Origin of the sequence: Rubrivivax sp. A210 (genome assembly GCF_904426505.1) — a bacterium.
Classification (GTDB): Bacteria; Pseudomonadota; Gammaproteobacteria; order Burkholderiales; family Burkholderiaceae_C; genus Rubrivivax.
Genome location: NZ_CAJGBN010000005.1, coordinates 45,454 through 71,111, shown reverse-complemented (window position 1 = coordinate 71,111; position 25,658 = coordinate 45,454). Strand labels below are relative to the sequence as shown.

Sequence of the window (25,658 nt, the reverse complement as noted above, 5' to 3'; positions counted from 1 at the left end):
CCCCCCGTGGGGGCTCTCAGCACCTTCGGAGCGGCCGGGCGGTGCTGAGGTGAGCGCGCCGCTGGGCGAACGCGTGGCCGTGGCCGCGCAGTACCTGCTGCCCAAGCAGGCGCTTACCCAACTGGCCGGCGCGCTGGCGCGCCACCAGGGCGGGGCCGTCACCCACGCCGTGATCCGCTGGTTCGTAGGCCGTTACGGTGTGGACATGGCCGAGGCGGCCGACCCCGACATCGCGCACTACGCCAGCTTCAACGACTTCTTCACCCGCGCGCTCAAGCCCGGCGCAAGGCCGCTGGCCAAGGCCGACTGGATCTGCCCGGTGGACGGCGCGATCAGCCAGTTCGGGCCGCTGCGCGAGGGGCGCCTCGTCCAGGCCAAGGGCCACGAGTACACGGCCACGGCCCTGGTGGGCGGCGACGCGGAGTTGGCACGCCATTTCAACGGCGGCCATTTCGCGACCATCTACCTGAGCCCGCGCGACTACCACCGCATCCACATGCCGGCCGGCGGACGACTGCGCCGCATGATCCATGTGCCGGGGGCGCTGTTCTCGGTCAACCCGGCCACCGCGCGTGGCGTGCCGGGGCTGTTTGCGCGCAACGAGCGCGTGGTCTGCGTCTTCGACGGCGCGCAAGGGCCCTGGGTGCTGGTGCTGGTGGGTGCCACCATCGTCGGCAGCATGGCCACGGTCTGGCACGGCGTCGTCAACCCGCCGCGGCCGGGCCGGGTGCGCGAATGGCACTACGACGGCGATGCCGCGCCGCTGCTGGCCCAGGGCGACGAGATGGGCCGCTTCCTGCTGGGCTCGACCGTGGTGCTGCTGTTCCCGCCCGGGCCGCTGCACTTCAACCCGGCCTGGGCGCCGGGCGGCGCGGTGCGCCTGGGGCAGGTGATGGCGCAGCGCGGCTGAGCGCAGCGCGCTTGGCCCCACTCCACCGCCGGTCAGCCCGGCGCACGCTGCGCGTCACCCTTCAAGGCAGGGATTTCCGGGTCGCGGCCCCGCGCCCCCGCAGACGAAGCGTCAGCGCAGCCAGGCCCAGCAGGGACAAGGCCGCCGTACCGGGCTCCGGCACCGCTGACATCACGGCGGGCACGGTGCCTGCAAACACACCCGAGCTCGATGTGGTGATCGACGAGGCGGGCCCGCGGTACGAGGTCGTCACGGTGTGCGAAAAATCGGATACCGAGGCACCCAGGCCCTGGTTGATGAAGGCGGTCGCCCAGAGTTCCAGGGTCCAGTCGAAGTCGCCGCCAGGGTTGAAGCTGGCTTCAAGGTCGTAGCCGCCGCCACTCAGGCTGCCGGTGGTGGAGTGGGCAATCTGCACCGGTGAAGTGCTGTTGTCAGTGCCCGCGCGCAGGGTCGTGACGCCAGTGACCGCATTCGTGCTGCTGTTCCAGCCGACTGCCCCCAATTTCTGACTGGCGTCGTAGCGGCTGGTGCCTACCGTGCCGGGTCGGTACAGCGTCAGAAAGAGATTGAACGAGGGTGGCGAAACGCCGGGGTCGTTGAAGAGTCGGCCGTCCAGGTGCATGCCGAAGCTGAGGTTGCCGCCGCTGGCCCAGTCAAAGGGGGCGTTGTTGGCCCCTTGGACGTGGAAGCTGTCGCCGAACAAAGCTGCGCCAAAGGCCACAGCTGCGAAGGGCCGAAGCGGCGTGTTGACGGCGTTGAAGGCGCTTGCGGAGGCTCTCAGTGTGCCGGTGGCCAAGTCGGCCGCTGCATATGAATCCGCCGTTCGCCCGCTCACACCCCGGTGCGGGCCGTTGATGGCTTCTGCCTGGGTGTTTGATCGACCATTGCTGACCAGCGTATTGCCGTCCTGCACGCTGAACGCCCACGGTTGGATATCGACATAGCTGCTGCCTTGCAGTTCACGCACGGCGGCGTTTGCGGTGGCGCCGGCAATGTGGCCCGCCTGCGCCGCCGGAAGCCAGTTCGTCATGACGGCGAGCGCGAGTACCCATCGGCTCGGAGTCCGGTAGTTGGTCATTGCATCCCTCTCGATGTGGGGTTCGCCTGCGTGGCGCGAGATTGCGCAACGGCGAAGGAGCAGACTAGGCAGCGGCCGTGATCCAGGCGTGATTGGCGAAGTCGTGCAGGCCCCCTGGACGGGGGGTGGCCAGCTGCGTCGGCGAGTGCCGCCGCTGCAATCGCGGCCGGCCGCCTACGGCGCTGAGGCCGTTGCCCAGGCGCGCTGGATCGCCGCGTTGATCAAGTTGCGTTGCAGGAAGCTGGTCTTGAACGGCTGGGGCACCTGGTGGCTGTGCGCGCGCTCGATCCAGCGCCAGGCTTGCGCCAGAGCCTGCTGCGCCAGAGCGGGGCTGTCGCCGCCTCGGAGTGCCAGATGCACTTCCCACATGGCCTCGGGCCAGTGGCAGGTGTTCGGCATGCTCTGTTGCAAGCGCTGCTGGACCTGCATTGCCAGACTGCAGGCCGCCTGCGGCTGCAGGCTCGTCAGGGGTCGCAGTTGCAGCACGCGGGCCAGCAAGGCCTGGCCAGGCATCGAATGGTCCTCGAAGTGACGCTCGAGTTCTTCGAGCCGCACCAGGCGCGCCTCGCTCGGCAGTTCGCGCGCCAGGATCAGGTGCGCGCTACCGTTCACGCTGAGGTCGGGGCATTGGCCGGCGTCGGCTGGAGGTGGCCCCGGTGGACGCGTGCCGCACAGACGGTGCATCTCCGCCCGGATGGTCCAGCGGCGCAGTCGATGCACCAAGGTCAATTCGGTCGTGTCGGACTCCAGCATGCGCAGTGCACGCTCCGGTTGCCCCAGCACCGTCCACAGCCAAGCCAGATGGTTTTGCGCCGTCGCCACGAGGCGCGGCAATTGCAGCTTTGCAATGTCTGCCAGGCACCGTTCCAGTTCGATGATCGCTTCGTCGTACTTGCCCAGGCTGCAGGCCAGCAGGCCCACATGCATGCGAGCGTTGGCGCCGGTCATGCTCGAGTCCTCCCCCAGCGCTTGCGCCAGACGCAGGGCCTGCGTTGCCCGCTCGTGAGCCTGCCCTTGTCGGGCCAGCAGGTTGAGCATGGCGGCGCTGTTGCTCAGCAGGATCATCTGCGCCGAGCGCGCCTCGGGCCTGTCTGCCCACTCGATGCACCGTTCGTTCTCAGCCAGTGCTGCTTCAACGCGGCCCAAACGCTGCAACGCCATGCAGGTCACGGACCGCCTGGAAATGGCCCTTTGCCAGTCCGTCCCTTCGAAGGGCAAGCGCTGATCCTCTGCCAGACATTCGTCAGCCAATGCCGTCTGATTGAGGGCCGCTGCGGCCCAGGAGCGCAGCACAACCACGTCGGCGATGAGCTGACTGTCCCCAGTGACCTTGGCTTCAGCGTGCGCCAAGGTCGATGCCTCCAGGCCACGTTCAAAATTGGCTCCATAGAGCAGGGCCAGAGCACGCAGCCGGTGCGCCTGCGCCCTTTGATGCGGTGTCGACGCCATGCCGACCAGGTCTTGCGCCCGCTCCAGTCCGCAGGCGACGTCGCCGCCAACGATGAGTTGGTCAGCCTCTTCCGCACTTGCCCTGAACGCCCTGTCCCCGTTGCCTGCCTGTTGCCAGCAACGCGCGGCCTCAGCCCAGTGGGCAATTTGTTCGTTGCGCCTGGACAGCCTGGCGGCGACGCCTGCGGCCGCTTCATGGCTCGAGGCTGCCAGCGCGCGTTCACCGGCCGCGGCCCAGTGTGCGGCAACGCTGGCAGGCGGGGCGCCGTTGGCTTGCAGATGCCGCGCAATGATTGCGTGCAGGGCCATCGCGCCAGGCGTGGTCAGCGTAGCGCGCACGGCCTCAAGGACCAGGTCATGCAGCACACCCTGCGCACTCATCAGGCCGACGTCTTGCAGTTCCTGCCAGGGAGCCCCAAGCTCCGCCAGTGGCCGCGCCAGTGCCATCGCGCTGAGTTCCGGGCTGAAGGCGGAGCCGGCCAGGCAGGCTACCTGGGCCACTTGCAGTGCGCCCGCGGACAAGGTGTCAAGGCGCTGCCGCACCAGCTGCAGCACCTGCGGCGGTGTGGGCAGCGACGAGGGTGGTGCGCCCAGGGTTTCACCGTCGGGCAGGGCAAGCAGCACCGCGCGCAGCGTTTCCAGCACCAGCAAGGGGTGACCGCCCGTGTGCCGCCACAGCAGGGGTGCCCAGATCCGGGTCTCGCAAACGGGCACGGCCACATCCAGAAGCAGTTCGTGGACGGTGGCCTCGTGCCAGGGTTGAAGCTGCAGGCGGGTGACGTCGTGGCCGGCCTGATCGAGCCAGGCCTGAAGCGACTGTGGCAACTCGGCCGTGCGGCTGGCCAGCAGGCTGCAGCGCATGGGCTGCAGCGTGCTGGGCAGCAGCTCCAGGCTGGCGATGTCGGCGAAGTGCAGGTCGTCCAGCAGCACCGATTCCTGTTCGGCGTTCAGCAGCGCCAGCGCCTGGGTCAGATGCAGTATCGACAGCGGGCCGGGCGCCGGCTGGCCCAGAGCCGGAGTCAGGCGCGCCAGTTCCGAGCGCGCCCATGATGGCAGGGCCAAGGCTTGCGGCTGCCGTTCACCCACCCAGCGTGCAAGCAGGGAGAAGGGCACTGCGGCGTCGCCCGGTCGGGCCTGCAGGCGCAGCGAGATGCCCGCACTGTCGGCAAAGTCGTGCAGCAGCCGACTCTTGCCAATGCCGGCTTGTCCCAGCACCAGGGTCACCCCGCCTCGCTGCCAGTTGCGGTTCAGTTCGTTCCACTCGGACTGGCGCTGCAGCAGGCGGGGCGGACGCATCAATGCGGCCCCGGTGGCCGCTGCCTGCGCCGAAGGTGCTCTGGGCGCGCTGCCTTTGTCGCTGGTGGGCGGCGAGGCCCCGGTCACAGTGGCCGGCGGCGTGCCGCGCTCGATCAACTGCGCCAGGGCCTGGGTTTGGGCGTCGGGAGCACTGCCCACTTGCTGGCGCAAGGTGTCAGCAAGGCGGCGGTACACAGCCAGCGCAGCACCCCGATCGCCGCGTTGGTAGTGCAGACCCATCAGGCGCCGGTGAGCGTGCTCAAGCAGCGGCGATTCGTCCACCAGGCGCTGCGCGTAGGGCAAGGCATCCTGCAAGCGCCGGGATTGTTCCAGCACTTCGGCACGAGAACTTAGCACCTGCTGCCGCTGCGCCTGCACCCGGCTGCGGGCCCGAGCCAGCCACTCGCTCGCCGCCGCGTTGCTCGGGAACTCGAACGTGCCCAGCAATGCCCCGCTGGCCGCCTGAGGATCGGCTTGCAAGGCGGCCGGCATGTCCGCCAGATCGTGGCCCACCTGAGCGCCCAGGGCCAGCTGGGTGCCATGCAGCGACAGCAGTTCACCTTGGGTGCTGTCCTGGAGGCGCTTGACCCGCTGCCGCAGGTTGGCGCGGGCACTGGCGGAGGGGTTGTCGGGCCACAGCCACCGGGCCAGGGCGTCGCGCGGCATGGCACCATCGATGGTCAGCAGGGCCAGCAGCAGGGCGTCATTGGCCGGGAGGAGCTGTGGCAGCCCCTCCTCGACGCAAAGCGCCGGAGCCGCGAGAAGTCTCAGTCGAAGGGCCAGCGCCATCGTGTTCGAGTGACTGGATGAAATTGGGCAGCCTACGCGCCCTGGTTCGGCCTTTTGGCAGCCCTGCGTGGCTGAGTCGAAATCCTAGGCGGAATCTGTGTCACCCGGACCGTGCCTTGGCACGGGTGCTCCGGATGTGGGCGGCTGGACGGTCAGTCAGTCGACCAGCATCCCGCGCGTCTCGATGAAGCTCACCACCGCGTCCAGCCCCTCGCGCGTGCGCAGGTTCGTCATCACATAGGGCCGGCGGTCTTGCCAGCCCGGGCGCATGCGGCGGGTGTCGGCCTCCATCACCGCCAGGCTGGCGCCCACATGGGGGGCGAGGTCGGTCTTGTTGATGACGAAGAGGTCGCTCTTGGTGATGCCGGGGCCGCCCTTGCGCGGGATCTTCTCGCCGGCGGCGACGTCGATGACGTAGATCGTCAGGTCGCTCAGCTCGGGGCTGAAGGTGGCGGCCAGGTTGTCGCCGCCGGATTCGATGAAGACGATGTCGGCGTCGGGAAACTTCTCGAGCAGGCGGTCGACCGCCTCGAGGTTGATCGAGGCGTCTTCGCGGATCGCGGTGTGGGGGCAGCCGCCGGTCTCGACGCCGACGATGCGCTCGGGGTCCAGCGCGCCGGCCACCGTGAGCAGGCGCTGGTCTTCCTTGGTGTAGATGTCGTTGGTGACGACGACCAGGTCCCAGCGCTCGCGCATGGTCTTGCACAGCAGCTCGACCAGGGTGGTCTTGCCCGATCCGACCGGGCCGCCCACGCCCACGCGCAAGGGGGGCAGGGGGCGCTGGCGGCCGGGGATGTGGTGCAGCTTGGCGTGCGTCATGCCGGGCATGATGCACGAAGCGTGCGCGGCTCCGGGTCGGCTACTTCAGCGTATAGCCGCGTGCGTCCATGCAGGCCTCGACGGCGCGCTTGAAGACCGCGGCATCGGCCAGCGCTGCCGGCTGCGTGGTGGCCCAGCGGTCGCAGGCCTGGCGGTCGGCCTCGGTCTGCGTGCCGTCCTGGCCGTTGCGCGGGTAGACCACGGGGTCGGCGCGGCTGGGCGCCGGCGCGGCCGGCGGCGTTGGTGGCGCCTGCACCACCACGATAGGCGGCTCATAGACCACCGGCGGCCAGTAGATCGGCCCGCCGAACACCACGCCACCGCCGTAGTAGCCGCGGTGGCGCCAGCCGCCGCCGTGGCCGAGGTGGACGCCGATGCTGCCCACCGGTGCGCCATAGGCACCGATGATGGGCAGGCCGAGGTCGATGCCGACCGAGACGCGGCCCGCCTGGGCCGCGGCGACGCTGCCCAGCAGCACGGCCGCCAGGGCCAGCGGGCGCAGGGCACGGTGTGACGGGTGAAGCATGGAAACACCTCCGGATCAAGGTCCGATCATCGCGCGGCCGTGGCGCACGCGCATGGCGGATGTGCAAAGTATCGTGAACCGGGCGCCGCCGCCCTCCGCTCAGGAGCGGAAGAGACGCGAGTACTGGCTTTCATGTTGGGCGCTGAGGATGGCCAGCATGGGCGTGTGGGCCTGGCGTTCGGCCACGGGCAGGGCCAGGGCCTGTTCGACGGCCGGCGGGATGGCCGCGGCCAGCCGGCCCAGCATGCGCTGGGCCGCGGCCTGCCCCAGCGGCACGGCCTTCATCGCTGCCTGGGCCTGGTTCTCGGCCCAGCCCCAGGCATAGGCCAGCAGCGCGTGGCGCGGCGTGGCGCCGGCCAGGGTGGCGGCCAGGGCCTGGGCCGTGGGCCACAGCGGCGCCGGTGCCAGCGCCGCCAGGGTGGCGATGCGCGCGTCGGCGGCGTCGCCGCCGTTGCGCAGCCAGTCGAGCATGGAGCGCCCCATCTGCAGCGATTGCGCCCGCAGTTCGGCTGTTTCGCGCGTCTGCAGCAGCCAGTCGTTGAGTTCGCCCACCGCCGCCGCGTCGTGGGCCTGCCAGGCCTGGCAGAGGGCGGCCAAGGCTGGCAGCTCGCTGCGCGCCAGGCCCAGTTGCAACTGCGCCAGCAGCCAGTCTCCCGCGGCCGCCTCGTCGGGCAGCAAGCCGGCCTCGACCGCCGCTTCCAGGCCCTCGGAATAGCTGAAGCCTCCCACCGGCAGCGCCGGCGAGGCCAGCCACATCAACTGCAGCAGCGTGGCCGGGGGCGTGGCCATTCAGTGGTCGTGCTTGCAGCCGGGGCCGTGGACATGGCCCTTGTCGCTGCCGTGATCGTGGCCATGGTCATGACCGTGGTCGTGGGAGTGGTCGTGGGAGTGGTCGGGCCCATGGGCGTGGTCGTGGTCATGTCCATGCTCATGGCCGTGGTGATCATGCCCACCCTCGTGCCCACCCTGGTAGGCGCCGCCCTCGGGCTCGAAGGCCGCGGCCTCCTCGCTGACGATCAGGTGCATGCGGCGCAGCATCTCGGTCAGCACATGGTCGGGTTCGAGCTTGAGGTGGTCGTCCCTCACCTCCACCGCGACATGGCGGTTGCCCAGGTGGTAGGCGGCGCGCGCCAGGTCGATGGGCGCGCCGTGCTGGCTGCAGTGGCGCACCACCAGCACCGGCTGGGCGGCGGCCTTGACGCTGACCAGCGAGCCGTCCTCGGCCACCAGCACGTCGCCGCCGCGCAGCACGCTGCCGCGCGGCAGGAAGACGCCGAGCACGCGGCCCGTCGAGTCGACGGCGTCGAATCGGCTCTTCTGGCGCTGGTCCCAGCCGAGTTCGACGCTGGCGGCGCGCTTGAGCAGCGGGGCGGCCAGGCCCTGGCCGCGCGGGATGAGCTTGTTGACGATGAGCATGGGGCTCCCTGGGCGGATGGTGTTGGTGTTCAGTGTACGGAGCGGCGCCGCTGCCGCGCCTTGATGCGCAGCCAGGCCTCGCGGATGGCGGCGCTGGCCAGCCACAGCACGAGGCCGCTGAAGAGCACGTCGCTGAGGAAGTGGCCGCCCTGGGCCATGCGACCGCCGCCCACCAGCAGGCCGGCGGCGGCGCCTATCAGCAGCCACCGCCGGCGTGTGGCCGGCGCGCCCAGCAGGCCCACGGCCAGCAGCGTGAAGCCGGTGGCGCTGTGGCCGCTGACGAAGCTGCAATTGGTGCGGCACTGCTTGGCCGGGCGCAAAGCCGGCGTGAAGTGGGCCGGGCCGCCGAACTCCTGCACCGCCACCGGCCGCGCCCGCCCCCAGCCTTCCTTGAGCGCGCCGTTGACCAGGGCGCCGGTGCCCAGCCACATCGCCAGCGCCAGCAGCATGCTGCGCCGCCACCAGCGCACGCCCAGCAGCGCGGGGGGGCGCTTCCACCAGATCAAGGCGATGACCAGGCCGGCCAGGCCGGCAGCGCGGCCGAACCAGGGTACGGCCACGTAGACGGCGCGCACCCAACTCAGACCGTTGCCGACGAAGCCGCCGTCCGCCTGGCGGAATAGCGCTGCCGCCCACAGGTCCAGCCCGGGCCAGGCGCTGAAGACGATGCAGGCCAGCGAGAAGGCGCCGGCCAGCCAGGCCCATTCGCGTTCGCGTGCGCGCCAGGGCCGCGGGGTGGGCGGGGCGTTCATCGGCAGAAGGCTTGTTCACCGCTGGCTGGCGGCAGCGCCCGCGGGCGCGACAGGCGCAGGGCTATGACGCCGGTGGACGAGCGCCGCACCGCCACCGCGGCCACGGTCTCCAGCCCGCCCAGGGCAGCGGCCAGGTCGGCCGGCGGCTCGCCCTCGGACAACACCCACCAGGGGCCGGCGCCACCACCGCCGCGCCAGGGGCAGCTCAGCTCATAGTGGCTGTTGGCCACGCTGCCGGGCCGCCAGACGGCGCGCAGCAGCGCTCGATCACGCCACTGGTAGGCGGCCTGGGCCAGCACGGTGCGCGAGGTGCCCAGCAGGTGGATCGGCCCCTCGGCCGGCAGCGCCCGCGCCAGCTCGGCATAGGCCGCCGGCCAGCCGCGCATGCGGCCCCAGGCGTCCAGCGTTGCCGGCAGCATGCGGCCCGGCGCCAGCGCGCGCTGGACGATGGGCGCACCGGCCAGCAGCGTGACCAGGACCAGCTGCGCCGCCAGCAGGCCGGCCCAGCGGCGCTGGCCGTCGGCCGGTCGCGGCGCCAGCGCCAGCGCCAGGGCCAGGGCCGCGGCCAGGTGGACGGGCGCGATCCAGTTGATCTCGGCATGGCTGCGCGCCGCCTGCAGCAGGCCCACCGCGGCCAGCGGCAGCGAGGTCCAGCCCAGCAGCGCCGCGGCCGGCGCCGGCCACTCCGCCGCGCCGCCGCGCCAGCGCCGGCCACGCCAGGCCAGGGCCGGCAGCAGCAGCGGGGCCAGGATCAGCGGCTGGGCCAGCGTGAACGACAGCCACTCGCCGGCCGCCGCGGCGAGGCTTCGCGTCGCCCGCTGCTGCACCGTGATCTCGGCCGTGTGGCGCAGCGTGGGCCAACCGGCTTCGGCGTTCCACAGCAGATTGGGCGCCACGATGAGCAGCGCGCACAGCGCCGCACCGGCAAAGCCCATCCAGGCGCGGCGGTCGCCGGCGCGCCAGACGAAGAGGGCCGCGCCCAGCAGCAGGGCGCCCAGCGTGTACTTGTCAAGCAAGCCGAAACCGCAGGCGAGCGCGAAGCCGACCCAGGCCAGGGCGCTGCGCCCGGCCACCGCCCGCCACAGCGCCCACAGCGCCAGCGCCCAGAAGAGCAGCAGCAACGCGTCGGTGGTGGCCACCAGGCCCAGCAGTCCGGCAATGGGGCTGGCGGCAAAGACCGCCGCGGCCCAGATGCCGACATGGCGGTGCTGGTCCGCCGGCAGGCTGGCCTCGACGTCGCGGCCCAGCGCCCACAGCACGGCGGCGGTGAGCGCATAGCTGGCCATCGCCAGCGCGCGCAGGCCGACCTCGCCGTGGCCGAAGAGCGCGGTCGAGGCGCGGATCAGCACCGCCACCGCAGGCGGCTTGGAGTAATAGCCCCATTGCAATGTGCGCGACCAGTCCCAGTACTGCGCCTCGTCGACGTGCAGCGAGGCGCCGCTGCCGGCCACCAGGGCCAGGCGCAGGCCCAGCAGCGCCAGCAGGGCGGCCCCGAAGGCGGCGAGCGGCCAGCCGAATGGACCCGATGGGCCTGACGGACCGCGGCTCATGGTGCCGTCCCCCGCAGGACCAGGGCGAAGCCGCGGTCGCGCGCCAGCACCCGGTAGGCGCTGCGCTCGTCGGCCGGCAGTGCGTCAAAGCGGTCCTCGCGCACCAGGGCAGCCTCGCCGGGCCGGGGTTCGCGGCGTGGGGCCGGTTCGCCGCGGTAGTAGGCGGCGCTGGGCTGGTGCAGCCGCCACTGCACCAGCGGCAGTTGCTGCTGGCGCGCAGCCAGCGCCAGCGCGCGCACCGGGCCCTGGAGCGCCTGGCCCCACCAGGGCAGGGCGAATTGCGTCCAGCCACAGGCGGCCACCGCGGCGGCAGCGAGCAGCGCCGGCAGGTGCCGCGCCGCGCGCAGCCAGGCCCCGGCGGCCAGGGCGGCGATCAGCGCGCCGCCCAGCGCGATGCCTGGCAGCGACAGCGCCGGCTGGGCCGCGGCGGCGATGAAGCGCGCCGTCCATTGCGGGTCGGCCCGGCCCTGGGCCAGCAGGGCGGCCAGTTGCGGCGAGGCCGCGGCCAGCAGCCACAGCCCCAGCGCGCACGCTGCCAGCGCCAGCGCCATGGTGCGCCCGGCGCCGACCAGGGCGCGTGCCGCCAGCAGCAGCAGCGGCGTGATCGCATAGAGGCCGTAGTGCGGCAGCTTGGTGCCCGAAAGCGAGAAGAAGACGACCACGAAGCCGGCCCACAGCAGCAGGAAGCGCAGCGCCGGATCGGCCCAGCTGGCGCGCAGGCCGCGCAGCAGCGGCAGCAGCAGCGGCGTCCACGGCAGCATCAGCAGCGGCAGCACCAGCAGGTGGTAGGCGCCGCCGCCGCCATGGCCTTCGAGCGGCGCCGAGAAGCGGTCGAGGTTGTGGCGCACCAGGAAGCCGTCGACGAAGTCCTGGCCGTGGCGCTGCAGCGCATAGGCATACCAGGGCAGGGCGACGGCCAGGCCCAGGACCCAGGCGCGGCCGTCGGCCAACAGGGGACGCAGCACGGCCCAGGGCCTGTGCTCGCGCCAGCCGGCCGCGGCCCACAGCAGGAGGGCGGCACCGGGCAGCAGCAGCGCCACCGGGCCCTTGGTGAGCAGGCCCAGCGCCACCCAGAGAAAGGCGCGGCGGCGCGGCGCTGCAGCGGCCGGGTTCTCAAGTGCGCGCCAGAGGTCGAAGAGCGACAGCGCCAGCAGCAGGTTGAGCAAGGCATCCGCTGTCGCTGCGCGGCCTATCAGCAGCGGCCCCAGGCTGGTGGCCAGCATGCCGGCTGCCGCCACCGCGACGCCGCGGCCCCAGCGCGGCGCGGCAAAGGCGGCGGTGGCCAGGCACCAGGCCCAGGCGCACAGGGCCGAGGGCAGGCGGGCAGCGAACTCGGTGGTGCCGAAGAGGGCCAGGCTGGCCGCCTGCAGCCAGTAGACGAGGATGGGCTTGTCGAAGCGGTCTTCGCCGTTGAGCGTGGTGTGGCCCCAGTCGCCGCTGGCCAGCATCTCGCGGCTGGCCTCGGCGAAGGCGCCCTCGTCGACGTCGAAAAGCGGCGCGCTGCCCAGGCCGGCCAGCCACAACAGCAGCAACAGGGCCGCGCCGATGACGGCCAGGCCGCGCTCCTTGCCCGGCGCCGCGGCGCCCGCCATCGCCAGCGCCATCAGTCGCGCTTGCTGTGCCAGGCCTCGTCGGCGGCGGGCTCGCTGCCGGGACGCCGGTGGTAGGCCATGCCGTGGCCGCCTTCGTAGTAGACGCGCATCAGCAGTTCGGCCAGCACGCCGGTGGTCAGGAACTGCAGGCCGCCGACCAGCATGAAGAAACCCAGGGCCAGCATGGGCCGCGTGCCGATGGCCTGGCCCATCAGCTTTTCGACCCCCATCCAGGCCAGGATGAGGCCGCCTATGGTGGACACCAGCAGGCCGACACCGCCAAAGAACTGCCCCGGCCGGGTGCCGAAGTTGAGGAAGAAATACATCGCCAGCAGGTCGGTGAGCACGCGGAAGGTGCGCGACAGGCCGTACTTGCTGGTGCCCATCAGGCGGGCGCGGTGATTCACCGGCTCCTCGGCCATGCGCGAGGGCGAGGTCACCGTGGCCAGCCACGCCGGGATGAAGCGGTGCATCTCGCCGTACAGCCGCACCTGGCGCAGCACGTCGCCGCGGAAGGCCTTGAGGCTGCAGCCCAGGTCCTTGAACTCCAGCCCGGTGGCGCGGCGGATCAGGCGGTTGGCGATCTTCGAGGGCAGCTTGCGCAGCACGAAGCCGTCCTGGCGGTTCTTGCGCCAGCCGGCCACCAGGTCCATGTCCTCGACCAGCAGTCGCGCCACCAGCCGCGGGATGTCGCGCGGGTCGTTCTGCAGGTCGCCGTCCATGGTGACGATGACATCGCCGCGCGCCGCATCGATGCCGGCCTGCATGGCTGCGGTCTGGCGGAAGTTGCGCATCAGGCGCAGCACGCGCACATGGGGGCCCACCTTCGCAGCGTGACGCTCGAGCGCGGCGCCGGTGCCGTCGAGGCTGCCGTCGTCGACGACGATCAGTTCCCAGGGGTGGGGGTAGCTCGCCATCGCCGCCTGCACGTCGTCGATCATCGGCGCGACGTTGTCGATCTCGTTGTACATCGGCACCACGATGGACAGGCGGTGCGGCGGCGCGGTTTCGCTGGCCGCGGCCAGGGGCGTGGGAAGGGTGATGGCGTTCATGAGGTTCGTTGCTGTCCGCGCGGTGTGCCTTGCAGCCCGTGGCTGGCCGCGGCGGCCAGGATGGAGAAGACGATCACGAACAGGTGCATGGTGAAGGCGGCGCCGAGCACCGTGGAGGGGGAAACCGTGGCGCCGGCGAGGCGGGCACCGACCCAGACGCCGGCTTCATAGGTACCGAAGCCGGCCGGCGGCTGGATGGGCAGCACGGCCGCGCCTTCGCCAGCCAGCGCGCCGGCCCAGGCCATGGCCAGCGGCAGCTCGGCGATGCCGCTCAGCAGCAGGGCCAGCACGGCGATCTTGACCAGCCAGTTGGCCAGCGTCCACAGCCAGCCGCGCGCATGCGAGCGCAGCACCGCCTGCAGCACGCGCGCCAGCGCCCGCGCCAGCCAGGTGCCGCCACCGCCCGGCCCGCCCACTGCCGCCAGGGCAGCGCGGGCCAGGCTGGCACCGCGCCAGACGATGAGGCCCAGCAGCGCCAGCGCCAGCGTGCCGCGCAGGACAAACGCCGCAGCCGGCGCCAGGCCGAGATCAGGCCCGAAGACCGCGGCGCCCAACAGGCCCAGCACGGCGGCGTCCTGCAGGCGCAGCCAGAAAAGGCTGGCAGCCGAATCACCCACCGGCACGCCCCAGCGCTTGTACAGCAGCCAGGGGAAGCCGAGTTCGCCGGCGCGCATGGGCAGCACATTGATGGCGGCGCTGTGGACCAGCGTGATGTGCAGGCATTCGGCCAGGCGCACCGGCAGCCGGTGCCGCCACTCGTCGCGCAGGCGCAGCGCGCGCAGCGTGTAGCTGGCCCCCATGCCCAGGGCCGCGATCAGCCAGGTGAGGGGCGGCAGCGCCGTGGCGCGTGCCCACAGCTGGGCCGGCGCCGGCAGCACCCAGGCCAGGGCCAGGGCGGCCAGGCCGCCGAGCAGCCAGACGAGGATTTGGCGCTTCACCGCGCGCCCGGCCCGGGGTGGGCGCGCCACCACAGCAGCGCGGCGGCCAGGCCGATCAGCGCGACGACGCCGTGCATCCAGCCGGCCTGCGGGTATTCGCGCTCGGCGACCCAGAAGCCGCAGGCCGTGGCCACCAGGGCCGCCGCCGTCAGATGGGCGCCGACGCGGCCAGCCAGGCCATCGCCCATGCGTGCCACCAGGGCCTGCCCCTTCGGCGTGCCATTGATGGCCAGCCCCACGGCCCAGCCCAGGGCGGCGCCGGCTGCCACATCGCTGGGCCAGTGGGCGCCGACCGCGATGCGCGACAGCGCCACCGCCAGTGCCGCCAGCAGCGCGAGCACACGCCAAGGCAGGGCTGCGGCGCGCAGCGGGCCGGCCAACAGCAGTGCTGCCGCGGTGAAGGCCATCGCCGCATGGCCCGAGGGCATCGAGCGCGAGCGCAGCTCCATGCCGATGACCTGCACCGCCTCGGGCCCCAGCAAAGCCAGTGGGCGCCCCATCGCGAAGCCGCCCTTGAGCAACTGCACCAACAGGCCGCCGCCGATCACGGCGACGATGAAGGCCGCCAGCACCTGGGGCCGTCGCGGCCCGGCCGCGCCGGCGAAGAGCAGGGCGGCGCTGCCCAGGCCGGCCACCGACAGCGCCGACCAGGCCACCGCCCCCGCCGGCCCCCAGGCGTTGACGGCGGCGAAGATCTGGCGGTCGAGCGCACCGCCGTGCAGCGCCAGCGCGCCGCCGCCCAGCAACAGCGCCGCCAGCGCAGCTGTGCGCCAAGCGTGCGGGGATTGCGTTGTGGGCAGGCCTTGATCCATGCGGGTGTCCAGGCCGCGATTGTCGGCGATGCGCCCTGGGGGCGCCGGGGCGGGACGGTCAGAACAAGAAGTAGCGCTGCGCCATCGGCAGCACCGTCGCCGGGTCGCAGGTGAGCAGCTGCCCATCGGCGCGCACGCGGTAGGTCTGGGGGTCGATCTCCATCGCCGGCGTGTAGGCGTTGTGGATCATGTCGGCCTTCTTCACCGTGCGGCAGCCCTGCACCGAGGCCAGACGCTTGCGCAGGCCGAGCTGCTCGCCGATGTCGGCCTGCAGCGCGCTCTGGCTGACGAAGCTCAAGGACGTGGCCGGCAGCACACCGCCGTAGCTGCCGAACATGGGCCGGTAGTGCACCGGCTGCGGCGTCGGGATGCTGGCGTTGGCGTCGCCCATCAGCGCCGCGGCGATGAAGCCGCCCTTGAGGATGAGGCTGGGCTTGATGCCGAAGAAGGCCGGGCGCCAGATCACCAGGTCGGCCCACTTGCCGACCTCGATGCTGCCGACCTCGTGCGCGATGCCGTGGGCCAGGGCCGGGTTCACCGTGTACTTGGCGATGTAGCGCTTGACGCGGAAGTTGTCGTTCTTCGCGCCGTCACCCGGCAGCGCGCCGCGCTGGCCCTTCATCTTGTGCGCCGTCTGCCAGGTGCGGATGATGACCTCGCCGACGCGGCCCATGGCCTGGCTGTCGCTGCTGAACATGCTGATCGCGCCGAGGTCGTGCAGCACGTCCTCGGCGGCGATGGTCTCGCGCCGGATGCGGCTTTCGGCGAAGGCCAGGTCCTCGGCGATGCCGGCGTCGAGGTGGTGGCACACCATCAGCATGTCGAGGTGCTCGTCCAGCGTGTTGACGGTGTAGGGCCGGGTCGGATTGGTGCTGCTGGGCAGCACATTGGGCTCGCCCACCACGCGCATGATGTCGGGCGCGTGGCCACCGCCGGCACCCTCGGTGTGGAAGGTGTGGATGGTGCGGCCGCGGAAGGCGGCGATGCTGTCCTCGACAAAGCCGCTCTCGTTGAGCGTGTCGGTGTGGATGGCCACCTGGGTGTCGGTGACCTCGGCCATGGTCAGGCAGTTGTCGATGGCCGCTGGCGTCGTGCCCCAGTCCTCGTGCAGCTTGAGGCCGATGGCGCCGGCGGCGATCTGCTGGCTCAGGGCCTCGGGCCGGCTGGCGTTGCCCTTGCCCATGAAGCCCAGGTTCATCGGGAAGGCCTCGGCCGCCTGCAGCATGCGGTGGATGTTCTCCGGGCCCGGCGTACAGGTGGTGGCAAAGGTGCCGGTGGCCGGCCCGGTGCCGCCGCCCAGCATGGTGGTGACGCCGCTCATCAGCGCCTCTTCGATCTGCTGCGGGCAGATGAAGTGGATGTGGGTGTCGATGCCGCCGGCGGTGACGATCAGGCCTTCGGCCGCGATGATCTCGGTGCCGGGGCCGATGACGATGTCCACCCCCGGCTGCACGTCGGGGTTGCCGGCCTTGCCGATGGCGGCGATGCGGCAGCCCTTCAAGCCGATATCGGCCTTGACGATGCCCCAGTGGTCGATGATGAGGGCGTTGGTGATGACGCAGTCGGCCGCTTCGTGGTGGCCGGGGCCGTTGACGACCTGGGACTGGCCCATGCCGTCGCGGATGGTCTTGCCACCGCCGAACTTGACCTCTTCGCCATAGCCGCCGGCGTGCAGGGTGTAGTCGCTCTCGACCTCGACGATGAGGCCGGTGTCGGCCAGGCGCACGCGGTCGCCCACGGTGGGGCCGTACATCTCGGCGTAGGCGCGTCTTCCGATGGTGGCCATCACACGCCCCCGTTCGTCAGGCCGCGGAAGCCCCAGACCTGGCGCAGGCCGCCGTAGGCGACGAGCTCGACCGTGCGCTCCTGCCCCGGCTCGAAGCGCACCGCCGTGCCGCTGGCGATGTTCAGCCGCATGCCCTTGGCCGACTGGCGGTCGAAGTGCAGCGCCGCATTGGTCTCGGCGAAGTGGTAGTGCGAGCCGACCTGGATGGGGCGGTCGCCGGTGTTGGCCACGAGGAGGCTCAGGGTGGTGCGGCCGGGATTGAGCGAGTGCGCCGGGCCATCGGTGAAAAGTTCTCCTGGAATCATCGCCGGGCCTTCATGCAATAGGTTGGTGCACGGTCACCAATTTGGTGCCATCGGGGAAGGTTGCCTCGACCTGGATCTCGCTCACGATCTCGGGCACGCCCTCCATCACTTCGTCGCGCGCCAGCACGGTCTTGCCCTCGCTCATCAGCTGGGCCACGGTCTTGCCGTCGCGTGCGCCTTCGAGGATGGCGGCGCTGATCAGCGCGATGGACTCGGGCACATTGAGCTTGAGCCCGCGCGCCTTGCGGCGCTCGGCCAGCAGCGCGGCCGTGAAGAGCAGGAGCTTGTCTTTTTCACGCGGAGTCAAATCCATAAAGGCATCCAGTCAGCGCGTGCGGCCGCAAATGCCGGCCGAACACGCGGAGTCAAATCCATTGAAGTTTCCAATCAGCGCGTGCGGCCGCAAAAGCCGGCCGAACACGAGGTGTCAGGTCCATGGAGTGGGGCAGAGCACGATGGGTGCCACCATCCTAACGTCGGCGGCGTGCACCGTTGGCGCGCATCGTGCATGACCCGAGGGCCATGCCTGTTGCCGAACCCCTGACCATGCCCTCTTCCGGTGCGCCTGTCGCACCCCAGCAGCGGGTGATCAAGGTCAGGCGCGACTACAACGACTGGGTCGCCCGCGAAAGCCTGGAGGACTATGCGCTGCGCTTCACGCCGCACAGCTTTCGCAAGTGGAGCGAGTGGCGGGTGGCCCATACCGCGCTGGGCGGCGCCGCCTCCTTCCTGGTGCTGGAAGCGCTGGGCGCGACGCTGCTGCTGCAGTTCGGCTTCGTCAATGCCTTCTGGGCCATCCTGGCGACGGCGGCCATCATCTTCGCCGCCGGCCTGCCCATCAGCGTCGTTGCGGCCCGCCACGGCCTGGACATGGACCTTCTCACGCGCGGCGCCGGCTTCGGCTACATCGGCTCGACCATCACCTCGCTGATCTACGCCAGCTTCACCTTCATCTTCTTTGCGCTCGAGGCGGCCATCATGGCCTACGCGCTGGAGCTGGCCTTCGACATCCCGCCCGCCTGGGGCTATGCGCTCAGCGCGCTGGTGGTGATCCCGCTTGTCACCCACGGCGTCACCGCCATCAGCCAGCTGCAGATGTGGACGCAGCCGCTGTGGCTGGTGTTGCTCATCACACCCTACGTCTATGTCTTCCAGGCCCACCCGGGGCTGGTGGACGAGTTGCGCGCCTACGCCGGCATCGATGGCCGCGGCGGCGCCTTCGATCCGCTGCTCTTCGGTGGCGCGCTCACCGTGGGCGTGGCCCTCATCACGCAGATGGGCGAGCAGGTCGACTACCTGCGCTTCATGCCGGCGCGCACGGCCGCCAACCGCGGGCGCTGGTGGCTGGCGGTGCTGGTGGGCGGGCCCGGCTGGGTGCTGCCGGGCGTGCTCAAGATGCTGGGCGGCGCGCTGCTGGCAACGCTGGCGCTGAGCCTGTCGGTGCCGGCCGATCGCGCGGTCGACCCCAACCAGATGTACCTGGCGGCCTACGAGGGCGTCTTTCCGCGCTATGGCTGGGCGGTGGCGGCCACGGCCCTGCTGGTCATCGTTTCCCAGCTCAAGATCAACGTCACCAATGCCTATGCCGGTTCGCTGGCCTGGAGCAACTTTTTCGCGCGTGCCACCCACAGCCACCCGGGGCGGGTGGTGTGGGTGGTGTTCAACACGCTGATCGCGCTGATGCTGATGGAACTGGAGGTCTTCCGCGCCATCGGCGGCGTGCTGGGCCTGTACTCCAACATCGCCATCAGCTGGATCATGGCCGTGGTGGCCGACCTGGTGATCAACAAGCCCCTGGGCCTGAGCCCGGCCGGCATCGAGTTCCGCCGCGCCCATCTGTACGACATCAACCCGGTGGGCGTGGGCGCCATGGGCGCGGCTTCGCTGCTCTCGGTGCTGGCCTACCTGGGCGTGTTCGGCGGCGGCGCCCAGGCCTTCTCGGCCGCCATCGCGATGGGGGTGGCGCTGCTGGCCTCGCCGCTGCTGGCCTGGGCCACGCGCGGCCGCTACTACATCGCCCGGCCCGGCGCCGCGGCCGAGGGCGCCTACCTGGGCCAGGCCATGGCCAGCCGCTGCGTCATCTGCGAGCGCGCCTACGAGGGCGCCGACATGGCGCCGTGTCCGGCCTATGGCGGACCCATCTGCTCGCTGTGCTGCTCGCTGGACGCGCGCTGCCAGGACTTGTGCAAGCCGCCCGAGGCGCGCGCCTCGCTGCAGATCCGCGCCCTGCTGCGCCGCCTGCTGCCGCGCGCCTGGTGGCCCCAGCTCGACACCGGCCTGGGCCACTACCTGCCGCTGATGGCGGTGGTGGCGCCGGCCTTGGCCGGGCTGCTCTACCTGCTGTACGAGCTGGAGTTGCGCGCCATGGGCGAGGCGGCGGCGCTGCTCGGGCCTGCGCTGCGCGCCGGCTTCGTCAAGGCCTATTGCGCGCTGTTGCTGGTGAGCGGCGTGATTGCCTGGTGGCTGGTGCTCACGCGCATCAGCCGCCGCGTCGCGCAGGAGGAGTCCAACCGCCAGACCGAGGCCCTGGTCAAGGAGATCGATTCGCACGCACGCACCGATGAGCAGCTGCAGCGCGCCCGGCACGCGGCCGACGCCGCCAACCGCGCCAAGACGCGCTACATCTCGGCCATCAGCCACGAGCTGCGCACGCCGCTCAACAGCATCCTGGGCTATGCCCAGCTGCTCGACGAAGACCCGGCCATGCCCACCCACCGGCGCCAGGCCGTGGGCGTGATCCGCCGTGGCGGCGAGCACCTGCTGAGCCTGATCGAGGGCACGCTGGACATCGCTCGCATCGAGGGCGGCAAGCTCACGCTGGACGCGCGGCCGGTGCGCCTGCGCGAGGCGCTGCAGCAGATCGTGCAGATGTTCGAGCTGCAGGCGCTGGGCAAGGGCCTGCGCTTCGAGCACGACGTGCAGGGCGCGCCCGAGCTGGTGCGTGCCGACGAGCGCCGGCTGACCCAGATCCTCATCAACGTGCTGGGCAATGCGGTCAAGTTCACGCCCGCCGGGCGCGTCGCCTTTCGCGCCAGCCATCTGCGCGACATGGCGGTGTTCGAGATCGAGGACAGCGGCCCCGGCATCGCCGAGGCCGACCTGGCGCGCATCTTCGAGCCCTTTTCACGCGGCGCCCACGCCGAGGCCGCCAGCCACGCGGCGGGGGGCACGGGCCTGGGCCTGACCATCGCGAAGATGCTGACCGAGCTGATGGGCGGCGAGCTGACGGTGTCGTCGCGCCTGGGCCAGGGCACGCTGTTCCGCATCCGCCTCTTCCTGCCCGAGCTGCAACCGGGGCGCGGGCCGGTCCTGCCCCCGCCGCGCAAGGGTTATTCCGGAGCGCGTCGCCGCCTGCTGGTGGTGGACAACGAGGAGGTCGACCGCCTGCTGCTGGCGCGCCGCCTCGAGGCCCTGGGCTTCGACGTGCTGCAGGCGGCCTCGGGCCAGGCCGCGGTAGACCTGATGCAGGAGGAAGGCCAGTCGCCGCACGGCGCCGGCCGGCCGGTGGACGCCATCCTGATGGACCTGGCCATGCCCGGCATCGACGGCTGGGAGACGCTGCGCACGCTGCGCCGCCTGAAGCTCAGCGCGGCGCCGGCGGCCATCGTTTCGGCCAACGCCTTCGACAAGGCGCTGGACAACGATGTCGGCATCACGGCCGCCGATTTCATCACCAAGCCGGTGCGCTTCGACGAACTGCTCGACTGGCTGGGCGCCCAGCTCGGCCTGCAGTGGCTGGCTGCCGCGCCCGCGCCGCCGCCGCCGGCCTTGTCCGGGAACCTGCCCCTGCCCTCGCGCGAACAGCTGCTGGCGCTGCAGGAGGTGATCAGCCTCGGTTACCCGCGCGGCGTGCAGCGCCTGCTCGACGAGATAGCGGCCGCCCGTCCCGATTGCGCCGCCTGGCTGGCGCCGCTGCGCGCACTGGCCCAGGCCTTTCGCTTCGACCCCATGACCCGGCTGATCCAGGATGCACTCGCCAAGACCCACACCGCCTGAAGCTGCAGGCCCGCTCGACCGGCTCGACCGCTCGCGCGCCGGCCTCGTGCTCATCGTCGACGACGTGCCCGACAACCTGGCCCTGCTGCACGACGCGCTGGATGCCGCCGGCTACACCGTGCTGGTGGCCACCGACGGCGCCAGCGCGCTGCTGCGCGCGGCCCAGGCCGAGCCCGACATCGTGCTGCTCGACGCGGTGATGCCGGGGCTGGACGGCTTCGAGGTCGCGCGCCGGCTCAAGGCCGGGCCCGAGACGGCCCACATCCCGGTCGTCTTCATGACCGGCCTCACCGACACCGAGCATGTGCTGGCCGCCTTCGAGGCCGGCGGTGTGGACTATGTGACCAAGCCCATACGCCCGCCCGAGGTGCTGGCGCGCATGGCCGCCCACATGCAGGCGGCCCGCCAGGCCCGCCAGGCGCGCAATGCGCTGGACGCCTACGGCCACGCCACGCTGTCGCTGCGCCTGGGGCCGGGCCAGCCGCGCCTGACCTGGCAGACGCCGCTGGCGCGGCGCTGGCTGCCCGATTACTTCGGCAGCGCGGTCGACGAGGTGCCGGCGCCGCTGCTCGCTTGGTTGGCCCAGGCGGAGGCCGGGCGCGAGGTGAGGCCGCTGGCCACGCGGCTGCCGCGCGACGGCGCGCGCCAGCTCGTGTGTACGCTGCAAGGGCGCACCGTCGACGAGGATTGGCTGGTCGTGCTGCGCGAGGTCAACGACGCCGCCACCGTGGAGGCCACGATGCAGGCCTTCGGCCTCACGCTGCGCGAGAGCGAGGTGCTGTACTGGGTGGCCAAGGGCAAGACCAACCGCGACATCGGCGACATCCTGGGCTCGAGCCCGGCCACGGTGAAGAAGCACCTGGAGCGCGTCTACGAGAAGCTGGGCGTCGAGACGCGCACCGCGGCGGCGGCGCTGGCGATGCAGCGGGTGCGCGAGCTGAATCCGGCCTGAAGGTCGGTGCAAGGGCGCGCCAGCGCAGCGGTCTGCGGGCGCCAAGTCTGGCGCGGCGGGCGCGGTTTCGCCCACAATCCCGGCCCTTGATGCACCTGCCTGCCCGCCTCTCGTCTGCCTTCTCGTCCGTGCTCGACCGCCTTCTGCGCGGCGTCGGGCGGGCCTGCACGCTGGTGCCGCCGCTGCTGCTGGCCCTGGGCGCCATACGCATCGTCCAGCTCGTTCATTTCTGGCCCGCGGGATTCCATGCGTCCGCGCCCGACGTCGGCCGCGTGCTGCTCCAGGGCTTGCGATTCGACCTGCGCGTGGGCGCCGTTGCCGGCCTGCTGCTGCTGCCGGCACTGGCGTGGCTGCCGGCGCGCGCCGCGGCGCGGCTGCTGGCGGGGGTGGTGGCGTTGCTGCTGCTGCTGTCGCTGATCAACCTGCACTACTTCGGCTTCTACAAGACGCCCATCGACGACGTCGTCTTCGGCCTCTTCGAGGACGACACGCGGGCGGTGCTGCAGACCGTCTGGCACGACTTTCCGGTGCTGGCCACGCTGGCGCTGGGCGCGCTGCTGACGCTGGTCACCGTCCGGCTGCAGCGCGGGCTGCTGCGGCGCCTGGCGCCGTCGGGTGTGCAGCTGCTGGCCTGGCCGCCGGCCTTGCGTGCCCTGGCCCTGGTGCTGGCGCTGCTGGCGCTGCTGCTGGCCAACAAGGGCACGCTGCGCGCGATGCCGCTGCAGCGCCAGCACTTCAGCGTCACACCCTCGGCCTTTCTCAACGACATGGTGCCCAATGGCGCCGTTGCGCTCAACTACGCCTGGGACAGCCGGCGCAAGTCGCTGGACCTGGGCAATCCTCTGGCCGGACTGCGCGGGCTGGGCTTCGATTCGCCGCTGGCCGCTGCCGCCGTGCTGGGCCTGCCGCGCGGCAGCGAGGCCGAACTGGCCGCGGCGATGAGCACCCACGAGGCCCTGCCGGCCGGCACGCCGCGCCGCAACCTGGTCTTCGTGCTGATGGAATCCTGGAGCGCCGAGCCCCTGCGCTACCAGGGTCCGGGCTTCGACGTGCTGGGCCGCATGGCACCCACGCTGGCCAACGCCTGCCATTTCAGCAACTTCGATTCGGCCCAGGGCGGCACCCACACCACGCTGGAGGCCTTGCTCTACGCCAGCCCCATCACGCCGCTTACGCTGGGCCGCGCCGGGCGCAAGCCCATCCCCTGGTCGATCGCCCTGGTGGCGCGCCAGGCCGGCTACCGCACGCTGTTCCTGACGTCGACGCGCGCCGGCTGGCGCCAGCTCGACCGCGTGCTCGCGGTGCAGGGCTTCGACGAGGTCGTCGACGGCAGCACGCTGCAGCAGGCCTATCCCGAGGCCGAGATGGGCATCTGGGGCGTGTGGGACGGCTATGTCTTCCGCTACCTCGCCGAGCGCCTGGCCAGGCCGCCGGCCGAACCCGGCGACAAGCCGCTCTTCGTCTTCGTGCTCACCGCCACCAACCACCCGCCCTACGACCTGCCGGCCGACTACGCGCGCCCGCCGCTGGACCTGGCGGCCTGGAAGGGCGAGACCGGCTCCGAGACCCTCAAGCCCAATCTCGACACCTACCGCTATGCCACCGATCTGCTGGGCGGCTTCGTGCAGCAGGTGATGCAGGGCCCGCAGAAGGACCGCACCGTCATCGCCGCCACCGGTGACCACAATGTGCGCTCCTTCGGCATCTATGCCGAGCCGGCGCGGCGCCACCTGCTGCACCAGGTGCCTTTCGTGATCTGGGGCGCCGGCCGACCCTGCGGCGAGCAGCAGCAGCTGCCGGCCAGCCATCGCGACATCTTCCCCACGCTGATGCCGCTGGCGGGCATCAGCGGGCCCTACCTCAACAGCGGGCGCAACCTGCTGCGCCCGCCCTCGGCAGCGCCGCTGGAGGCGCCGCGGGCCCTCTTCTTCGCCGGCGAGGCGCGCAGCGCCACCGGCCTGTGGCGCCTGGGCGACCCGGCCTCCTTCAGCTGCAGCCCGCCGCGCGAGCCTGCGGATGCCTGCCGCTTCGACGCGGCCGACGACCTGCAGGAACGCGCCCGCCTGGGTCTGCTGGACTGGCACGTCCGACGCAGCCTGCGCTGAGTTGTCGAGGGGCCATCGGCCCCGGCCCATACGCCGGACGGCGTATTTCCCGTTGGTGGCTTGCTCCCTAGCCTTGCGTCTGTCGTTCGCAACATCAACCCGGAGCCACAACCCGATGAACACCACGCGCAGAAGTGCCGTCCAGAAGCTGTCCACCCTGATGCTGGGCGTCGCCGCCCTCGGCCTCACGCCGGCCCATGCCGCCGACACCATCAAGGTGGGCGTGCTGCATTCGCTGTCCGGCACCATGGCCATTTCCGAGACGGTGCTGAAAGACACCGTGCTGATGGCCATCGACGAGATCAATGCCAAGGGCGGCCTGCTGGGCAAGAAGCTCGAGCCGGTGGTGGTGGACCCGGCCTCGAACTGGCCGCTGTTCGCCGAGAAGGCCAAGCAGCTGATCAGCCAGGACAAGGTGGCCGTGGTCTTCGGCTGCTGGACCAGCGTCTCGCGCAAGAGCGTGCTGCCGGTGTTCGAAGAGACGAACTCGCTGCTCTTCTATCCCGTGCAGTACGAAGGCGAAGAACTCAGCAAGAACGTCTTCTACACCGGCGCCGCGCCCAACCAGCAGGCCATTCCCGCGGTGGAATACCTGATGAGCAAGGACGGCGGCAGCGCCAAGCGCTGGGTGCTGCTGGGCACCGACTATGTGTACCCGCGCACCACCAACAAGATCCTGCGCTCCTTCCTCAAGAGCAAGGGCGTGGCCGACGCCGACATCATGGAGGAGTACACCCCCTTCGGGCACTCCGACTACCAGACCATCATCGCCAAGATCAAGAAGTTCGCCGGCGAAGGCAAGAAGACCGCCGTCGTCTCCACCATCAACGGCGACAGCAACGTGCCCTTCTACAAGGAACTGGGCAACCAGGGCCTGAAGGCGACCGACGTGCCGGTGGTGGCCTTCAGCGTGGGCGAGGAAGAACTGCGCGGCGTCGACACCAAGCCGCTGCAAGGCCACCTGGCCGCGTGGAACTACTTCATGTCGATCAAGGCCCCGGCCAACGACGGCTTCGTGAAGAAGTGGAGCGCCTATGCCAAGGCCAAGGGCATCGCCGGCCACAAGGACAAGCCGCTGACGAATGACCCGATGGAGGCCACCTACATCGGCTTCAACATGTGGGCGCAGGCCGTGACCAAGGCCAAGAGCACCGACACCGACAAGGTGATCGCCGCGATGGCCGGCCAGACCTACACCGCGCCCTCGGGCATCACGTCCAAGATGGATGAGAAGAACCACCACCTGCACAAGAGCGTGTTCATCGGCGAGGTCAAGGCCGACGGCCAGTTCAACGTGGTGTGGAAGACGCCGGGCCCGGTCAAGGCCCAGCCCTGGAGTCCCTTCATCCCCGAGAACAAGGGCAAGAAGGACGAGCCCTCGAAGTAAGGGCCCCCCGGAGCGGCCTGGCGGCCGCATCCCCCCCCCCAAGGGGGGCAGGACGCCAGCGGCCCGGCAGAGCCGGTACCGCGGCGTCCGCTTGATGGGGGTCTACGCGCTGGGCTCGTGACCCCTCTCCTACTGTCCTTTGCTTTCT

20 protein-coding genes are annotated in these 25,658 nt (G+C 71.2%); 5 read left to right on the top strand and 15 right to left on the bottom strand.

What is annotated here, in order from left to right:
• The first annotated feature begins 61 nt into the window (after positions 1–61).
• Positions 62–910: an archaetidylserine decarboxylase gene (asd, locus tag JMV16_RS05885; RefSeq protein WP_201493300.1), complete on the top strand. Its 849-nt coding sequence runs from the start codon at positions 62–64 to the stop codon at positions 908–910.
• Positions 911–971: 61 nt separating this feature from the next.
• Here the strand turns inward: asd and JMV16_RS05880 are convergent, their stop codons facing one another.
• From JMV16_RS05880 to ureA, 15 genes are all read right to left on the bottom strand, one after another.
• On the bottom strand, positions 972–1,988 hold the full coding sequence (locus JMV16_RS05880; RefSeq protein ID WP_201493255.1) for a hypothetical protein: 1,017 nt from the start codon (positions 1,986–1,988) through the stop codon (positions 972–974).
• 174 nt (positions 1,989–2,162) lie between these two features.
• Entirely contained in the window at positions 2,163–5,522 is a 3,360-nt protein-coding gene (locus JMV16_RS05875; protein WP_201493254.1) for a BTAD domain-containing putative transcriptional regulator, read from the bottom strand.
• 156 nt (positions 5,523–5,678) lie between these two features.
• Positions 5,679–6,341, bottom strand: coding sequence for an urease accessory protein UreG (gene ureG / locus JMV16_RS05870; RefSeq protein WP_201493253.1), 663 nt, complete (start codon positions 6,339–6,341; stop codon positions 5,679–5,681).
• A 40-nt stretch (positions 6,342–6,381) separates the two neighbouring features.
• The gene (locus JMV16_RS05865) at positions 6,382–6,867 is read right to left on the bottom strand and encodes a hypothetical protein (RefSeq protein WP_201493252.1); all 486 of its coding nucleotides are present in this window, start codon (positions 6,865–6,867) and stop codon (positions 6,382–6,384) included.
• A gap of 99 nt (positions 6,868–6,966) precedes the next feature.
• A complete protein-coding gene (locus JMV16_RS05860; protein ID WP_201493251.1) occupies positions 6,967–7,656 on the bottom strand; it encodes an urease accessory protein UreF in 690 nt (229 codons plus the stop codon).
• Positions 7,657–8,283, bottom strand: a complete 627-nt coding sequence (gene ureE / locus JMV16_RS05855) for an urease accessory protein UreE (protein ID WP_201493250.1) — start codon at positions 8,281–8,283, stop codon at positions 7,657–7,659.
• 29 nt (positions 8,284–8,312) lie between these two features.
• The gene (locus tag JMV16_RS05850) at positions 8,313–9,035 is read right to left on the bottom strand and encodes a phosphatase PAP2 family protein (RefSeq protein WP_201493249.1); all 723 of its coding nucleotides are present in this window, start codon (positions 9,033–9,035) and stop codon (positions 8,313–8,315) included.
• On the bottom strand, positions 9,032–10,585 hold the full coding sequence (locus JMV16_RS05845; RefSeq protein WP_201493248.1) for an ArnT family glycosyltransferase: 1,554 nt from the start codon (positions 10,583–10,585) through the stop codon (positions 9,032–9,034). Before JMV16_RS05845 ends, JMV16_RS05850 begins: the two co-directional genes overlap by 4 nt.
• Entirely contained in the window at positions 10,582–12,189 is a 1,608-nt protein-coding gene (locus tag JMV16_RS05840) for an ArnT family glycosyltransferase (RefSeq protein WP_201493247.1), read from the bottom strand. Before JMV16_RS05840 ends, JMV16_RS05845 begins: the two co-directional genes overlap by 4 nt.
• Positions 12,189–13,229 carry a glycosyltransferase family 2 protein gene (locus tag JMV16_RS05835; protein ID WP_201493246.1) on the bottom strand — a complete coding sequence of 347 codons (1,041 nt, stop codon included), beginning with the start codon at positions 13,227–13,229 and terminating at the stop codon, positions 12,189–12,191. Before JMV16_RS05835 ends, JMV16_RS05840 begins: the two co-directional genes overlap by 1 nt.
• A complete protein-coding gene (locus JMV16_RS05830; RefSeq protein WP_201493245.1) occupies positions 13,226–14,167 on the bottom strand; it encodes a lysylphosphatidylglycerol synthase domain-containing protein in 942 nt (313 codons plus the stop codon). Before JMV16_RS05830 ends, JMV16_RS05835 begins: the two co-directional genes overlap by 4 nt.
• Complete coding sequence (locus tag JMV16_RS05825) at positions 14,164–14,979, bottom strand: phosphatase PAP2 family protein (RefSeq protein WP_201493244.1); 816 nt, start codon at positions 14,977–14,979, stop codon at positions 14,164–14,166. Before JMV16_RS05825 ends, JMV16_RS05830 begins: the two co-directional genes overlap by 4 nt.
• A gap of 58 nt (positions 14,980–15,037) precedes the next feature.
• Entirely contained in the window at positions 15,038–16,765 is a 1,728-nt protein-coding gene (ureC, locus tag JMV16_RS05820; RefSeq protein ID WP_201493243.1) for an urease subunit alpha, read from the bottom strand.
• On the bottom strand, positions 16,765–17,070 hold the full coding sequence (locus tag JMV16_RS05815; RefSeq protein WP_201493242.1) for an urease subunit beta: 306 nt from the start codon (positions 17,068–17,070) through the stop codon (positions 16,765–16,767). Before JMV16_RS05815 ends, ureC begins: the two co-directional genes overlap by 1 nt.
• Before the next feature lie 10 nt (positions 17,071–17,080).
• Positions 17,081–17,383, bottom strand: a complete 303-nt coding sequence (ureA, locus tag JMV16_RS05810) for an urease subunit gamma (RefSeq protein WP_201493241.1) — start codon at positions 17,381–17,383, stop codon at positions 17,081–17,083.
• A gap of 233 nt (positions 17,384–17,616) precedes the next feature.
• Here ureA and JMV16_RS05805 point away from each other — a divergent pair, with 233 nt between their 5' ends.
• From JMV16_RS05805 to urtA, 4 genes are all read left to right on the top strand, one after another.
• Positions 17,617–21,066 (top strand): ATP-binding protein, encoded by a 3,450-nt coding sequence (locus JMV16_RS05805; protein ID WP_236580377.1) that lies wholly within the window; start codon positions 17,617–17,619, stop codon positions 21,064–21,066.
• Positions 21,038–22,018 carry a response regulator transcription factor gene (locus tag JMV16_RS05800; RefSeq protein WP_201493239.1) on the top strand — a complete coding sequence of 327 codons (981 nt, stop codon included), beginning with the start codon at positions 21,038–21,040 and terminating at the stop codon, positions 22,016–22,018. Before JMV16_RS05805 ends, JMV16_RS05800 begins: the two co-directional genes overlap by 29 nt.
• A gap of 89 nt (positions 22,019–22,107) precedes the next feature.
• A complete protein-coding gene (locus tag JMV16_RS05795; RefSeq protein WP_201493238.1) occupies positions 22,108–24,123 on the top strand; it encodes an LTA synthase family protein in 2,016 nt (671 codons plus the stop codon).
• Positions 24,124–24,283: 160 nt separating this feature from the next.
• A complete protein-coding gene (gene urtA, locus JMV16_RS05790) occupies positions 24,284–25,510 on the top strand; it encodes an urea ABC transporter substrate-binding protein (protein ID WP_411565010.1) in 1,227 nt (408 codons plus the stop codon).
• Positions 25,511–25,658: the final 148 nt, after the last annotated feature.